The sequence below is a fragment of the Acidimicrobiales bacterium genome, assembly GCA_040219515.1.
Taxonomy (GTDB): Bacteria; Actinomycetota; Acidimicrobiia; order Acidimicrobiales; family Aldehydirespiratoraceae; genus JAJRXC01.
Window position 1 is genome coordinate 323,303 of record JAVJSI010000014.1, and the last position, 15,937, is coordinate 339,239.

Below are 15,937 nucleotides of genomic sequence, written 5' to 3' on the forward strand. Positions count from 1 at the left end.
CCCGAATGCCATCCTCCCGGCCCTCATCTGATTGCCCCACGACTCGCCCTTTCGGCCTCGGGCGCACTGTGCCGCAGAGAGCGTGTCGAGCACAAGGCCGAGTGTTGCCTGAGCGCGTGCCAAACGGGCCGCACTCCGCGATTCAGGGCGCAGCCCCCTGTCTCGGATAGCCCCGCCGCTGTCGTATCGGCTGGCTATGGTCAACGAAGGAGGATCGAGTGGGGAAGACGACAGTTGAGAAGGGCTCGTACGGGGTCAAGCTTGTGCGGGGTCCGTTCGTGGAACTCCCGCATCATCCGAAGGCCGTGGACGACGTCGACGAGCTCCGTGGGCTCGCCACCAGGCTGGACGGGCCGTTGGCCGCCGACCTGTTCTGCGGGGCGGGGGGCCTCAGCCTTGGCCTGGCCGAAGCCGGCTATTCCGTGGTCCTCGGAGTCGACAACGATGACGATGCGCTCGCCACACATCGCGCATACCACCCCGGCCTCAGCGTCAACTGGGATCTTGGCGACGAGGAAATCGTCGAGAGCACGGGCGAGCTGATTCGTGATCTCGGCATCGAGATTGTTGCGGGTGGGCCGCCCTGTCAGCCGTTCTCGAAGGCGGGCCGATCCGGCCTGCGCGACCTGGTTCGCACGGGCAGGCGCGATGCCCACGACAAGCGCAGCGAGCTCTGGCAGAGCTTCCTCCGGATTGTGTCGATCGCACGACCTCGAGCGGTCCTGATGGAGAACGTGCCGGACATGGCCCTCGATCGGGACATGCTGATTCTGCGCACGATGGCCGATGAGCTTGAGCATCTGGGTTACTCGGTCGAAACCAGAGTTGTCGACACCTGGCGGTACGGAGTTCCGCAGCATCGTCAGCGTCTGATACTCGTCGCGCTGGCTGATCGAACCCGTTTCGTCTGGCCCGCCGAGCACGCGCAGGTTGTGACGCTCGGAAACGCCATTTCCGATCTCCCGCCTGTCGAGGGTGGTTGGCGGCCGGATGGCGGAGCGGAGGGATGGGCCGACTACGACGGACCCCGAACCTCGTACCAGGAGAAGATGCGGGAGCAGGTGCGGATTGATGATTGGGGAAAGCTGTTCGACCACATCACCCGTCCTGTCCGTGAGGACGATCTGCAGATTTTCGAGAACATGGACTCGAAGACCAAGTACTCCGACATCGATCCCGAGTTGCGGCGCTATCGACACGACATCTTCGATGACAAGTACAAGCGCCTCGACTACGACGACCTGAGTCGAACGATCACCGCCCACATCGCCAAGGACGGATACTGGTACATCCATCCCGAGCAGCACCGCACGATTAGCGTGCGGGAAGCAGCACGAATCCAGACGTTCCCCGATCATGTTCGATTCTCCGGCCCGCCGACCGCCGCGTTCCGACAGATCGGCAACGCGGTCCCTCCTCGCCTTGGATTCGAGCTGGGAACCGCAATCACGGCCAGCCTGGAGCGGGCCGACGAGGTTCCGCATACCCGTTCCGAGGTGGGGCTGAAACTTGCCCGCTGGTACATGAAGTCACCACGCGGAGGAGTCCCATGGCTTGATGCACCGAACAGATGGGTGGTGCTGCAGTGCGAGATTCTCTGGCCGCGGCTCAGCACTGACCAGCTCGGCGCGGCGTACAAGGCGACACTGGCGTGCGCGACGCCGCAGCAGACACTTGAGAACGAGGGACCGCTGCGGCGAATAGCCACCGTGCTCGGCCGCGGGCCCCGTGTGGATGACCTGATCGCGACTGCGGAGTACTTCGTTGACAACCCGAACGGGCTCGAGCCGAACACCCCGTCGGAGGAGTTGGCCAAGGCGCCGAACGTCAGTGCGACACTGGCGGCGTTCGCTGCCCGCATTGTCCCTGGAGCCTCCGAGGACCCTGTGATCGTGAACCAAGCGGTGCTTCGGGTTGCCGCCCGATACCACGGGACGTCCGTCGATCAACGCAACAAGCTCAGCGACGGCCGGTTGGCGGTTGCCGCCATGATCGGTGGCGATGACCTCTCGCACGAAGCGCACCTCGCCCTTCTCGAGATCGGCCAGACGGTCTGCGGCCCGTCCAAAACGGACTGCGCGCACTGCCCGCTCGAGGCCGACTGCGTGGTGGCAGCGGACCTACCGATCCAGCAGTCGATGGTGGTGCTTACCAGCCCAGAGCCGTAGCGAGATCCTCGTCGGTTGATCGCAGCTCGGTCATGATCCGCTCGAGAGCGGCGTAGTCCCCACTTACCATCGCGGCGGCCAGCAGAGACGCCCCGGCGGTGCCCAGCTGGTGGTTCGCGGGTCGGTCCGAAGGAGCGGTGCGCGCCTTCAGCACGGATGCCTGACGGTAGACCTCCTCTGCCGCTTGGCAGAGTTCCTTGACCGGGCGCTCCAGCTGCGACCTGATCGTGGCAGGAATGTTGACCCGCATCTTCGCCACGTTCGTCTGCAGCAGGTCGTCGAGGTTGGTGTCGAACTCCAACGATGCGCGCGCCAACTTGGTGTGCTCATCGATCGCCCGGATGCCGCTCCATCCTCCGCCCTGGATCAGGCGACCGGCCCGGTAGACGTAGAGCCCCTGTTGCCGGTTCCACTTCTGGGGACCGCTGTAGTGCTCGAACGCCTCCTGTGAGGAGAAACGATTGCGCGGTGGGAGTACGAACGGATTGAACGTAACGAATCCGGCAACACCGTCGAACTCGATCTCGAGCACCGTGGCCGGCAGGGAGATCGTGCCCGGCTCGGTGGGAGCGAACGGGTCCCACGGATCGACCTTCTCGCCGTTGACCGTCAGGACGAGGTGGTCCGAGCTGGCGGAGTCGGCGAGGTACTGGTGGAACACCATCCCGAGGTACTCAGCGGTTCGCTCGGCCAGCGTCTCGAGCCTGCGACGGGCCCAGCCACCCTCCGGGTTCCGCTCAGGCAGCACGCGATCGAGTCGCTCCCAGGCCACCACGGTGCCGGGAGCGTCAGCCAGCGTCTCGGCGGCAAATTCCCGGATGGCCGGCGTCGCGGTGTCGAGGACCTCCCAACTGTCGCTCTCCTCGACATGATCGATATCGAGGACTCTCGTGGTGAGGCGGCGGCGCGTCGCCGCACGGCGTGAGATCACAGTGAGTCGCCGACACTGGGAGATCGACGCCGTCTTGAGTCCCAGTCCGTAGCGGCCGAGCTCGTTGAGGCTGTAGCTCCTTCGGGATCCAAAACGCATGGCTTCGTCGAGCCCTGTGGCGGTCATTCCTTCGCCGTCGTCGGCGATGAGTACTCGTGAGCCGGAGCCCCGAAAGTCGATCAGTACGTCGACTGTTGAGGCACCGGCTGAGACGCTGTTGTCCACCAAGTCCGCGATCGCCGTCACGAACTCGTAGCCGATATCGCGCAGGGAGTTTGTGAGCCGACCGGCGGATGGCGTCAGTTCGATTCGTTTGCCCCTCATCACCCCTCCGGTTTGTGACCTGACACTAGTGACGAGTTGTGACAGCGCGAACGATCCTCTCGGTTTGGACGTCGACCAGCGGATTCATCGACGCAGCCAACACGGGGCAGTCACAGCTGTGCGCTGCGCTCCCTCCAGCGACCCTCAATGTGGTCGGCAACGTCCACGTGGTTCTCGTGTTCCCACATGTGAATGACCTCCCAGCCCAGTTCCCGCAGGGCTGCATCCTTTCGAGCGTCCCGTTCGCGCGTTCGTTGGAACTTCTCCTCCCACCACGCCCGGTTGTTCTTTGGAACTGAGCCGTGCTCGTCGCAGGCGTGCCAGAAACAGCCGTCCACGAAGACCGCGATCCTGGCTCGGGTAAGGGCGACGTCCGGGGTCCCCGGCAGGCCAACCAGGTTCACCCGAAACCGAAGTCCTCGACGGTGCAGTTCTCTCCTGAGCAGGAGCTCCGGTCCGGAGTTGCGAACCGGCATTCGGCTCATCTGGCGGCTGACTGCGACTGATTTCGGTCGGGGACCCATCCGGAGAGTGTTGGCGTCCGGATCCCGACAGGGCAAGCGGGGTTCCTCACGGGGTTGTCACGGCTGTGGTGTACTTCATGTGGTGCCGCCGAGTTCGAGGCGGTTGAAAGCACGGCGCGACAGGGGCATTGAGTTGGCTACACCACTCCACGAATCTCTAGAGGAGTATGCGGTGGAGCTCCGCCACGAGGTCGTGTCAATGGCGAACCAGGCTGAGGACGGGACGATGCTGGCCGAGGCCTTCACCGAATACGCGATGGACGCCATGACGGACACAGGCGACTGGCCTGAGAGCCAGCTCTGCTACCACCGCCAGCGCGGGTCCGAGATCTCGGGATGGGGATGGGACCCCGAGTCGGGGACCATCAACCTCGCCGTGACCCGCTTCGCCGGACTGGGAACCGTTGAACGCCTCTCGAAATCGGATGCGGCGGCCTCGCTTCGACGACTACGCGGCTTTCTTGAGCGGAGCCTGTCGGGCTTCCATGATCAGCTGGAGGAATCCTCCCCGGCCTTTGACCTCGCCTACCGAATCCATGAGTCCGCCGACGCGATCGCCAACGCCCGGCTGTTTCTTCTCACAGACATGGTCACCAACCTCGAGGGCGAGAAGGCTGACCCGGTTGGAGAGATCTCCACAAGTCTCCATGTTTGGGACCTGGCCCGCCTGCATCGGCTCCACTCATCGGGGCGAACCCGCGAACGCATCGATATCGATATTGCCGGCTTCCACGGTGAAGGCCTGCGATACCTCGAGGCGCCCTCCGGCGATCCCGATCTCAAGTCGTTTCTGCTCGTCATGCCCGGTCAGCTTCTCGCTGATCTGTACGTCAAGTACGGCCCCCAGCTGCTCGAGCTGAACGTCCGATCCTTTCTCCAGGCCCGCGGAAAGGTGAACCGCGGGATCAGACAGACAATCATCGACGCCCCCGAGCGAATCTTCGCCTACAACAATGGGATCTCAGCCACGGCCTCCGGCGTTCGTTTCGGCACCGACGAGCACGGCGGCCGCAGAATTGTTTCGATCGAGGATCTTCAGATCGTCAACGGTGGCCAGACCACGGCCTCGATCGCGACGGTTCACAATCGGGACAAGCAGCCGGTCGAGGACGTGTTCGTCCAGGCCAAGCTCACAGTGGTGCCGGAGAACAAGGTCGCCGATCTGGTGCCGAAGATCTCACGGTTTGCAAATAGCCAGAACGCCGTCAGCGAAGCTGACCTCACGGCGAATGACGCCTTTCACGTGCAGTTGGAGAAGCTCTCGCGCACCGTCTGGGCGCCGGCCGTCGACGAAGCCGGCAACTCCGAGACACGATGGTTCTACGAACGCGCCCGCGGCCAGTACGCGGACGCACTGGCCCGCGAACGAACGCCGGCGCGCAAGAAGAACTTCCGGCGCGTGCATCCCTCCGCGCAGAAGTTCACCAAGACCGACGTCGCCAAGTTCGAAAACACATGGTCGCAGAAGCCGCACATCGTGAGCCGAGGAGCCCAGAAGAGTTTCTTTGAGTTCATGGACGGCCTGACAGCGGACGGTAAGGAGCCCCCGCTTCCGGGAGTCCCGTTCTTCCAGCAGCTCTGCGCGAAGGCGCTGATGTACAAGAGCGCCGAGAAGATTGTGGGTAGCCAGAACTTTGGCGGGTACCGGGCGAACATCGTTACCTACACTCTGAGTCGCATCAATCTGGCCACCGAGAACCGCTTGGACCTGCATGCCATCTGGATGCACCAGAAGATAGGGCCCGAGCTTGAGAGCGCGATCGAAGCGGTCTCCTACGATGCATTCGGGGTGATCACGCGTCCTCCCGGTGGCCAGAACGTCACGGAGTGGTGCAAGAAGTCCGACTGTTGGGAGCGGATGATGGAGGTGGAGGTCAACCTCGACCACCTCGGGCCGGAACTCATCTCCGAAGACACCAGCCCAGCCGACGGAAGCGGCGCCGGTCGGGCCCCGGAGAGTGTCAGCGCCGACGATTGGCGGCGCCTGACGGAGTGGATCGAAGAGGAGCGCAACCTCTCAGGGCATCACCTCAGCCAGGCGAGACTCATTGAGAACTCGATTCGGAGAGGCAGAGGTATCTCTCCTGCGCAGCGGAACGGCGCCGCAGAACTGGTCCGGCTCTGCGCTGAGCACGGATTCGAGTTCGGCGAGGTGCCAACCGCATGAAGTTCGAGATCGTTGAGCCGGATCCAGCGGCTCTCATCGAGTCCCTGAGATCGTTCGGTTACTCGCTGGAGACAGCGATCGCAGACCTGGTGGACAACAGCGTCACGGCCGGCGCGAGCAACATCGAGATCGCTTTCAACTGGACGGGGCCGGACTCCTGGATCACCGTTCTCGACGACGGCTCCGGGATCGAGCCGGAGCGGCTCAATGACGTCATGCGCCCTGGCTCGACGAACCCACTCGACGACCGAGACCCGGGAGACCTTGGGCGGTTCGGCCTTGGTCTGAAGACCGCAAGCTTTTCGCAGGCACGGTCACTCACCGTCCTCACCCGCAAGGACCCCGGTCCCCCCGCATGCCGACGATGGGACCTCGACCATGTTGGCCGCACCCGCCAGTGGCAACTACTCATGGAGCCGCGACCGGAGAGCGAAGACCGGCTTGGGGCACTGGACGACATGCCCACGGGCACGCTCGTCCTCTGGGAGAACCTGGACCGCGTCGTCGATGGCGATGCAACCGACTCGGACGCGCGCCACTTCTATGAGTCGGCTGCGAAGGTCGAGCAGCATCTCGCCGCCGTGTTTCAGCGGTTTCTTGGCAAGAAACTGCAGATCCGTCTGAACGGAAACTCGATTCAGCCTTGGGATCCCTTCTGCACCACTCATGACGCAACGCAGCCGCTACCGGAGGAGCGCCTCCCGTTTCGCAGCGGCTCCGTTCTCGTTAGGCCGTTCGTTCTTCCCCATCACTCCCTATTCGAGGACAAGCGCGCCCACCAGGACGCCGGCGGCATCAAGGGCTGGAACGCGCAGCAGGGCTTCTACCTCTACCGCGGCGATCGACTCATCCTCTCGGGCGGCTGGATCATCGGCGGTTTCAAACCCGAAGAGCACCACAAGCTGGCCAGGATCTCAATCGACATCGATCAGACAATGGATGCCGACTGGGCACTCGATGTGCGCAAGTCGCGGGCCAGACCCCCCGCCGGGCTTATCGACGACCTCATCCGTATCGCGCGGACGACACGCTCACGGGCCTCCGAGGTCTACCGCCACCGCGGAACCAAGCTGACCAGACTCGGTGGTCCCAAGGTCATCGAGCCCACATGGAAGGCCAGAAAGCAGGGCGGGGCGTACCACTACACGATCAACCGCAAGCACCCCCTTGTGGTTCAGGCGGAGAGCGACGATGTGGATCGCAGAACCTCGGTCCGTGCTCTGATCGATCTGCTCGAGGGGACGCTCCCCGTTGAGCGGATCGCATTCGACGCCTACCGCGATGGCGAGTCGATAGGCAATCCGGAGTCGGCGACGCCCTCGGGTGATCTGCTCGATGCAGCGCGAGCATTCATAGACAAGCTTGTCAGCGCTGGAACGTCGCTCGCGGACGCAAAGGCGGCACTGCTTGCCGTTGAGCCCTTCAGCTCCTACCCCGATGTTGTCGAAGCGATGGGCTGATGTCCAGGGAGTCCGCAATGACTGAACTATCACCAAGAACAGCGGTCACGGGTCCTAGCCGAACCCGAGGCGGCTTCCGTGGCTGCTGACCTTCACGATGAAGCGGCCCGGATGGTCGCTTCGATGCTCAACGCGCAGGAACAACGAGTCACCACCGAGTTGGTGCAGCAGTTCGTGGACGCGGCTCTGACGCTGCCGCAGTTCGGTGCTGCCGGACTCGATCATGAGCGAATTGTTCGTTTGGTCAAGGCGACAATCAACGTGTGGGTTCCAGCCGCCTCCGTCCTCGAGGACAACACCGACCACATCGACTGGCTGGCCCTGAGACGCGCCGAGATCGAATGGACGTTCTGGGACCGCTACCGGCTGTGGCTTGAATCGAGGAAAGGATTTCCGACAGACGTCGTCAGAAAGACTGACGACGTCACCGACAACATTCTCGGCCGGCTGGAGGATCCACACCGAGAAGGCGCTTGGGATCGCAGGGGGCTCGTGGCCGGACAGGTCCAGTCAGGCAAGACGTCCAACTACCTCGGCTTGGCCTGCAAGGCAGCCGACGCCGGCTACAAGCTGATCGTGGTCCTCGCAGGAATCCACAACAGCCTCAGATCTCAGACCCAGGCCAGGCTCGACGAGGGACTCCTCGGCATCGACAGCCAGACCAGGGAGAGGATCGGGGTCGGGGCCCTGCCATCACAAAACCGACCCATGATCCACTCCCTTACCTCGAGCGCTGACAACGGCGACTTCAAGCTGGCCACCGCCAACGCGGCCACGGTGAGGCTCGGGTCCGACCCGATCGTCGTAGTGATCAAGAAGAATGCGACGATCCTGCAAAACTTTCTCGAATGGGTGACGTCGCTCAACGCGATCGAGGGTGAGGACGGCCGCTCAATTGTCGAGGGCATCCCGATGCTGCTCATTGACGACGAGGCGGACAGCGCCTCAATCAACACCAAGGACAAGGAGGCCGACCCGACAAAGGTGAACCAACTGATCCGCATGGTTCTCAAGGGTTTCGAAAAGGTCGCCTACGTGGGTTACACGGCCACCCCGTTCGCGAATCTCTATATCAACGAAGAGCGTGACCATCCCGAGTACGGGCGCGACCTCTTCCCACGAAGCTTCATCGTCGCATTGCGCCCTCCGTCCAACTACACAGGGCCCGGGGATGTTTTCGGCGCAAGCTCGATACCTGAACTCGATAGATCCGCCACCGAGGGTCTGCCCATCGTCCGGTCCATCGCCGACTACGAGGGGTGGATCCCCGACCGCCACAAGAAGGAACTCGTACCCGGCCCGCTTCCCGCCTCCCTTACCGCAGCACTTCGATCATTTGTTCTGGCATCAACGATCCGTAGGGTCCGAGGTCAGGACACCCACAACTCGATGCTTGTGCACGTGACTCGGTTCACCGCCGTGCAGGGACTCGTGTTCGAGCAGATTGACGACTGGCTCTCACGGGCCAGGAACGAAATCCGTTACGGGGGAGAGCAAACGGAGCTACGAGACCAGCTCAAAGCCCTTTGGGAGGCCGACTTCGCCCCCACAACGGCGGCGATCGCCGAGCTGCATCCCGATCGAATCGATCCCACCAACCTCGCAATGACCTGGGGCGACATCACCGCAGAGCTCGAAGAAGCCATCAACCGGATCGAGGTTCGCCGGATCAACGGGACCGCGAAGGACGCGCTGGACTACACGAGCGCTCCAAACCCGCTAAACGTCATTGCCGTCGGTGGGGACAAATTGTCGAGAGGTCTCACGCTGGAGGGCCTGACCGTTAGCTACTACCTCCGCGCCTCCAAGATGTACGACACTCTCATGCAGATGGGCCGGTGGTTCGGCTACCGCCCCGGCTACCTCGACCTGTGCAGACTTCACACCACCCACGAACTGATCGGCTGGTACCGGGACATCGCAGCAGCGTCAGAGGAGCTCTGGTCCGACTTTGAGGCAATGGCTGCAGCCCACGAGAACCCCGAGACCTTCGGGCTTCGTGTGCGTAGCCACCCTGACGGCCTTCTCGTCACAGCCGCCAACAAGATGCGCGATGGGGAGAAGCGCTCCCTCTCCTACGCTGCCTCGCTCACGGAGTCTGTGATATTCGACGCAAAGAAAGAACGGGTTGAGAAGGACTATAAGACCCTCAGCGAATTTGTGGATTCACTCCACGGTGGTGGCCATGCGCCAGCCGGAACTGCAGCTCACCACTACTCTTGGACTCGAGTCAGCCCAGAAGATGTTGCGGACTTTCTTGAGAATCTCTACAACAAGCCGATCCATTCGAGTACCCCGCGGGCTAACCCATCGCTCATTGCAAATTACATCAGGCGTGCAGCATCAATGGGCGAACTATCAGACTGGACAGTGGTCTTGGTGAACAGCAAGGGCCGAGAGCCGCGGCGGCTGGCCAACTGCGACGTTGGGTACACGACCCGAAGTAGGCAGGATGGAGGAGAGGACGGAGTATTCCGCATTCGCCGACTGCTCGACCCGACCCACGAGTGTCTTGACCTCAGTGAACAAGAACGAAGCTATGCACTTCAGCGAACCGTCGAAGCATGGATAGAAAGGACCGCAGGCAAGGGAACTAGACCAGTTGACCCATCTGGAACGTGCGCTCGGCGCGCGAGATCAAAGGATCGTGGCCTACTCCTCCTCTATCCACTGGTTCCGGTTGGTCAAGAGGAGCCAGACCTTCTTCCTTTTGTCGGGTATGGCGTGTCCCTGCCCCCGAGTACGACTGCTCCCCAGATCGAGTACATCGTGAACAACGTCTACGCACAGCAGGAGATCGACTTTGCGGACGAGGCTTGAAACGCTCTGGACTGAGATGGAGGCCAACGACTCGCCAGCAGGAGTCGTTCGGCGCCTGCTGGATCCCAACTGGCCGGGTGAGCTCTCGGCCGCCATGGTCAAGCCCGACAACGCGCCGGCATTGCTATTGGAGGTGCCTGTCGGCATTCCCATCGATCCCGATCAACTCGCCAAGAGCGATGCCATAGAGGTAGCGACATCCGGCGACGCGGCCGGCGTGAGATCTATTCAGCTCACCCTCATCGATCCCCGGTTCCGCGACACGTTCCTCACCCTGAGTGCCGATCTCGCCGAGCGCGTCCTTGCCACCAGCACCCCAGCTGATGGGGCCCGAGCGCTTGTTCACAATCTGGGACGCTGGCTCCGGTTTCTGAAGCGGCGCAAGGCCGACGTGCTCACCGTCGAACGACAAACCGGCCTGTACGGCGAGCTGGCGACCCTCGCCGACCTCCTCGCCGATTCCATCGGCTTCTCCGCTGCGGTTTGGGCTTGGACCGGACCCAACGGCGCCTATCAGGACTTCCAGCTCGGACGCCTCGCGATCGAGGTGAAGACGCTCGCTGCAACCCAGCCCCAACAGCTACGTATCGAGACCGAGCGGCAACTCGACGACCGGGGTCTCGACGCCTTGGTGGTCGCCCATCACAAGGTCGACCGCCGCCGCGACGCTGGGAGAAGTCTTCCCGACCTCGTTGAGTACATCCGCGATGGACTCGCGGGCGACGAGGTCGCCCGCGAGCACTTAGATGACCAGCTCTTCGAGGTCGGATACCTCGATGCACACGCCCACCTCTACGCGCAACACGGCTACGCCGCGCGCGGTGACGCGTACTACCGCGTTGGTATCGGTTTCCCGAGAATCGTGGAAGATGATCTCCGACCGGGACTGGGAGCCGTTCGCTATATGATCGACGCCTCCGCGTGTTCCCCCTTCGAGATTGACTCCGGACAGGTCGCCGCCTGGGTCCGTGAGGCGCCGGTGCCCGACGATCCGATTACGTCCGACGAGAGTCAGCATCTCGAGTTCAAGGCATCAGCATGGGCGGCTCAGGACCCGAACGTGCCCTCGAAGGTCATCAACGAAAGCACTGTGAAGGCAATCGCCGGTTTCCTCAACGCCGAGGGCGGCCTTCTCGTTGTCGGTGTCGAGGACAGGACACGAGGCATCCTCGGAATCCAGACCGATCTCGACTACCTCGATACCGACGTTGATGACTACGAGAACCGGCTCACCACCCTCGTTATTGAGGCTGCAGGGGCGGCGGCCGCTGCCAACGTCAGGGTTTCGTTCGAAGACCGCGAGGGAGCCACCGTCTGCCTTGTGGCGGTGAGGCCATCTGCGTCGCCCGTCTTCTGCGATTCGCCTGCCAGGAAGGACCGCAAGGGGATCTTCTGGGCGAGGATCAACAACAGCACCCGCGAACTCAGCGCCGAGGAACTTGTCACATACATCCGCACCCACTGGGGATGACCGAACAGCAGGGCTCAACGTTCCGAGCGGCTTCGTTTCCCCAGGATCTCAGCGATCTGAGGGTCGTGCTCCGCTCCGCACAGACACCACACGCCGTCCACCACCTCGTCCACAATGGCCATTGAAGCGAGAGTGCTCGCAGCCGGACGGCTCCGCGTGTCGTACTCCCAGAGCTGGTTCGCCAATTCCTCGGTGGAGCAGACGCCGCCGCGCGAGAAAGCTATGGCTTCCGCAACGGTCAGCTCGAGTTCGCTGAGCATCTCGTCCGAGGGTTGCTCGCTTGTGTACACCAACTGCTGGTCATCGACGGTGAGCCCGTCCACCAGTTCCGCCCACCGGGTAAGTACCTCTCCCGGCGGGACGAAATCGGTCCCCTCATGAGGAGTTGATCCCCCCATGGCCTGTCGCAGCAGCGCTCTTTGCAGGTCCGATCCCGTGAATGATCGGCTCGCGACATACGCAATCTTCTCTGCTACCCGGACCGCGTTTGACGGGTCGTCATCGGACGTGGTGAACCACCACCAACCATCGCCGATCTTCACTCCGCCACGCGTTTCGGCGAGGATTCGCTGAAGATCCGGCAACGATGTTGTGAATCCGGCATCCACCAGCCTGTCGATCGCGTCGCTCACTCGGAGGAACCCGTATGGTTCAGAAATCCTCCGCAGCTCGCTCTCGATGTCGACGCCGGGATCCGCCGCCGTGGTCCCGGTGCCTCCAGTTGAAGGACCGAAACGAGAAAGCCGCAGGCGTTGTCCGTCAGTCCCGAGTAGATCGGCGATTGCTGAGGGGACCAGAACGACTGCTGCGTCTTGATTCGGCCCGACGGCGCGATCGGCGCGCTCAAGCGAGATGATTGTCTGCTCCAGCTGCGGCAGCCAGACCCGGCCCTCTGCCTTCTTTCTGGTAGCAGTCCGAAGTCTCAGGAACCGCTGTCTTGACAGCGAGCCTGCCGCCGCTGATTCGGTTGAGTTTCCGGGCTGATGTCCACGCATTCCTATGTAGGCGTGGAGGGCGGCCTCCTCATCGCCTGTAGGTGACGTGTGGCCAATGACCCGACTCGCAGCCTCCTGAAGAGGCAGCGAGTTGAACTCCTCAACCTCGGCCGCGAGGGAAAGGAGTTTCTCGGCACGGCTCAGCCGGGCGGGTGTCGAGCTCGCTTCGATTTTCCGGCGTAGCGCCGCACACTCGTCGCGAAGACTGGCGAAGTCGACGGGTGCGCCAAGCGAGATGAAATTGGAGTGGAAACCGTCGGCCCACGGAAGGCCCTCAACATGCTCCAGACCGCCGATGACAACCGGGTCTGCGAGGTTGGAGGCCGGCTTCGGAGAGGCGACTCGGGCGATCAGGTCGCGTAGCTCGTTGAGACGACGGTGGTTTCTCGTGATGGTGCTGACGGCCCTGGCAGCGGGGTCGGAGCCTGGCTGGCGGCCCTCTGCTGCCGGCCCACTCGGAACCGGAATTCCAGCGGCTTCCATGAAGGCGGCAATCGAGTCGCCCGGAACATCCCGCTTCTTCGGTTGGAGCGCGCGCCATGCAGTTGCGATCTCCAGACCGGAACGGAACCGAAGGCGGAGCTGATTCTTGTTGGCCTCGGAGAGATCAAGTTCAAGGATGGCGCTGAGGGTGTCGGCTGACCAGGCGACGATGAGCCGGTCCTCTTCGCGCGCGAAGTCAGCCAGCTCTCCAAGTGCGAGCTTCGGCGCCAGCGACTTCCACTGCAGATGGTCGACGCCAACCAGATCCAGTCGAACGGATGACTCCAAATCGCAGCCGCCGAGGTCGTAGTGCTGGAGCGACAATGGGCCGCCAGGCCTGCTGAGATACATGATCCCGAGGACGCCCGACCTGTTGTCCGCGTGCATCTCGAAGCGGACGTAGACGGCCCGCTCTGCGTCGCTGTCCAGGATCGAGCTCCGCTCCGCGAGCGGAGCGCCCGTATCGGTATCCGCAGAATCGACTCTCTGGCTGAACGCGGCGGCTGTGTCCTGCCCCGGCTCATGGCGAACGTGTCCCGTTGCTTTCCCCGCTTCGGCCTCAGGGCGAAAGGAGACTGGCTCGCTTCCGGTTGGCGCCCGCTCGGCTGCCGGTGATCTGGTTGGGCCCGCGGCCCGCGGCTTGCCCTTGGCGGCGTTGCCCTGCAGCTGCGAGCGTCTCTTACCGATCTGCTTGACGAGGTATCCGACCTTGCCCACTGTCTCGCCTCGTCGGACGGCGGTCTCGACTGTCTCGTAGGGGTGGTTCGCCAACCAGCCCGGCAGCTTCCGTTGGAGTTCGCGTATCTCCGCTTTCGAAACCAGCTGGTGAGCATTCCGGAACTCGTGTACGAGCGATTCGACCTCGCTAGTGGCTTGGTCATTGCCGTCGCTGATTGGAGCTGAGCGGCTCGAGACAACTCCTTGACGGGCTCGTGAACCCGGCTCGTGGTGGGTTCCTGCCGCGGGCTTCGAATCCTTGGGCGCCGTGGCCTGAGCCCCTGCGATTGAGCGGAGCAGACTGCTCGAGAGCTCCATGGTTCCGTCGTTGCGCGCCCTCTGCTGCGACGCTCTCGAGGAGTCCTTTGGGTTCCCGAGTTTCCCTCTACGGCGAAGCTCCCGAAGCGCCATCTCTGCCGTGATCTCCATCGTCACTCCGCTACGCCGACATCAGCAAGAGTAGGCTTCCATCGGGGTTTGCGCCCTGTCGCCGATTGGGAGAGCGACAGGAGGCGCCGCGGCCTTCGCTAAGCCATGCATTCATGTCCAATGGCGTAGCACCCGCAGCAGTCTTTCCGGTTCTCGACTCGGGAACGAGGCAAGTTCGCCAGGTCAGCCTCAGCAGTCGTCTTGGCAGCCACGACCCTCTGACCTATCGACGAGCCAGGGCCGATCCTTAGCCGACCATGCTGCCAGCTACGGGTCGGGCGCGTCACTCCCACGTGACAACACAGACTGAAGCCTCGAACGTGAGGCATCCACCCCTCGGGTGAGGGCACCACCGGTGGTGCTGAATGCTGCGGCTGGCAGGGTCCGCATGCGGGTGGCCAGCTCATCCCATGCATCGGGTTGGAGTTCGGCCGGCTCCGCGGCCTTCAGGCCCAGCGATGTGAGCGAATCTCGGAACTCGCGCTGGACAGAGTCGAGATCCAGGATCAGCTTCCGCAATCGATTCCGGCTGATCAGGCGTACCGCGTCGAATCTCGATCCGCCGCCCGCATTAGTCTCGAGGAACGCCGCGATTCCATCTGCGAACTCCGCCATGTCCCAGTGCCGCTTCGCCACAGCCGCCGCGACTTCGCTGCTCAACGCCGAGGCCCGCTCGGGTTGGGTCTCGATCTGACGCAGCACCCAAAGGATCTCCCACTGCGTCAGCGCCCGCTCGGCGTGGAAGTACATCGGTAGCCAGACCTCGAGGTGGGCATCGCGGACCGCCTTGTTCAGGACCCTGACCCGTTCACCGACGTTGCCCGACGGCTGTTCCATCGCATGATCAATGCCCCGCAGGTGGACAAGACATCGAGCATGAAGCTCACGAATCACCTGCTCCAGGGGGACGATCCGCTGCCACTGGTCGTCGTCGAACCGACCACGCTCTGTCATCTCGGCGTATACGTCGTCGAGCACGTGAAGCGCCGACGTCATCCTCGCTTCCACCTCCGCATGCTGGGAGTCGATGAGGTACTCGAGGTCGGTCTTGATGTCATCGAGCTTCTTCTCGATGGCGACCAACTGCTGCTGCGTCGCGACGGTGGTTGCGAGACTGGACAGTGTGGCCAACTGCACACCGGGCTCTTCGAATCGAAGGGGTGCGACGATGCGCCCCTTCTTCTCGACCGCCATCCCGATCACGGCTCCGTCAGACCGCATGACGTCGTAGCGCTTGAGCAGCTCTGCAGACTCGGGCGTGAGCTTCATGACCTTGCCGGATGCCTCGTCCGCGATTCTGGCGAAGTCGGCGGTCGTGGCCATCGCCGCCGAGATCGCTCGCGTGAACCCCGCTGGGACGGCCGACTGCTCCTCGCCGATGGTCGCGAGGTCGGCTGCGTGCCCGAACGCCACGACCTCCGACTCAGAGATCGGAACCACGCATATCG

9 protein-coding genes are annotated in these 15,937 nt (G+C 63.0%); 5 read left to right on the plus strand and 4 right to left on the minus strand.

Annotated elements, in window-relative coordinates; translation table 11 throughout:
* The first annotated feature begins 305 nt into the window (after positions 1–305).
* Positions 306–2,168: a DNA (cytosine-5-)-methyltransferase gene (dcm, locus tag RIB98_14885; GenBank protein ID MEQ8842267.1), complete on the plus strand. Its 1,863-nt coding sequence runs from the start codon at positions 306–308 to the stop codon at positions 2,166–2,168.
* On the opposite strand, the gene RIB98_14890 is transcribed toward dcm, so the two are convergent.
* Positions 2,149–3,423, minus strand: coding sequence for an ATP-binding protein (locus RIB98_14890; protein ID MEQ8842268.1), 1,275 nt, complete (start codon positions 3,421–3,423; stop codon positions 2,149–2,151). The two genes, dcm and RIB98_14890, sit on opposite strands and share 20 nt — an antisense overlap.
* A 110-nt stretch (positions 3,424–3,533) precedes the next feature.
* Positions 3,534–3,947 carry a DNA mismatch endonuclease Vsr gene (gene vsr, locus RIB98_14895; GenBank protein MEQ8842269.1) on the minus strand — a complete coding sequence of 138 codons (414 nt, stop codon included), beginning with the start codon at positions 3,945–3,947 and terminating at the stop codon, positions 3,534–3,536.
* A 172-nt stretch (positions 3,948–4,119) separates the two neighbouring features.
* On the opposite strand from vsr, the gene RIB98_14900 reads away from it, so the two are divergent.
* From RIB98_14900 to RIB98_14915, 4 genes are all read left to right on the plus strand, one after another.
* A complete protein-coding gene (locus RIB98_14900; protein ID MEQ8842270.1) occupies positions 4,120–6,114 on the plus strand; it encodes an AIPR family protein in 1,995 nt (664 codons plus the stop codon).
* Positions 6,111–7,574, plus strand: coding sequence for an ATP-binding protein (locus RIB98_14905; GenBank protein MEQ8842271.1), 1,464 nt, complete (start codon positions 6,111–6,113; stop codon positions 7,572–7,574). Before RIB98_14900 ends, RIB98_14905 begins: the two co-directional genes overlap by 4 nt.
* 78 nt (positions 7,575–7,652) lie before the next feature.
* Positions 7,653–10,394 (plus strand): Z1 domain-containing protein, encoded by a 2,742-nt coding sequence (locus tag RIB98_14910; protein MEQ8842272.1) that lies wholly within the window; start codon positions 7,653–7,655, stop codon positions 10,392–10,394.
* The gene (locus RIB98_14915; GenBank protein ID MEQ8842273.1) at positions 10,378–11,865 is read left to right on the plus strand and encodes a PD-(D/E)XK motif protein; all 1,488 of its coding nucleotides are present in this window, start codon (positions 10,378–10,380) and stop codon (positions 11,863–11,865) included. The genes RIB98_14910 and RIB98_14915 overlap by 17 nt, the downstream gene beginning before the upstream one ends.
* A 14-nt stretch (positions 11,866–11,879) precedes the next feature.
* Here RIB98_14915 and RIB98_14920 read toward each other — a convergent pair whose 3' ends face one another.
* Positions 11,880–14,489, minus strand: a complete 2,610-nt coding sequence (locus RIB98_14920; GenBank protein MEQ8842274.1) for a hypothetical protein — start codon at positions 14,487–14,489, stop codon at positions 11,880–11,882.
* Between the two features lie 267 nt (positions 14,490–14,756).
* Positions 14,757–15,902, minus strand: coding sequence for a hypothetical protein (locus tag RIB98_14925; protein MEQ8842275.1), 1,146 nt, complete (start codon positions 15,900–15,902; stop codon positions 14,757–14,759).
* Positions 15,903–15,937: the final 35 nt, after the last annotated feature.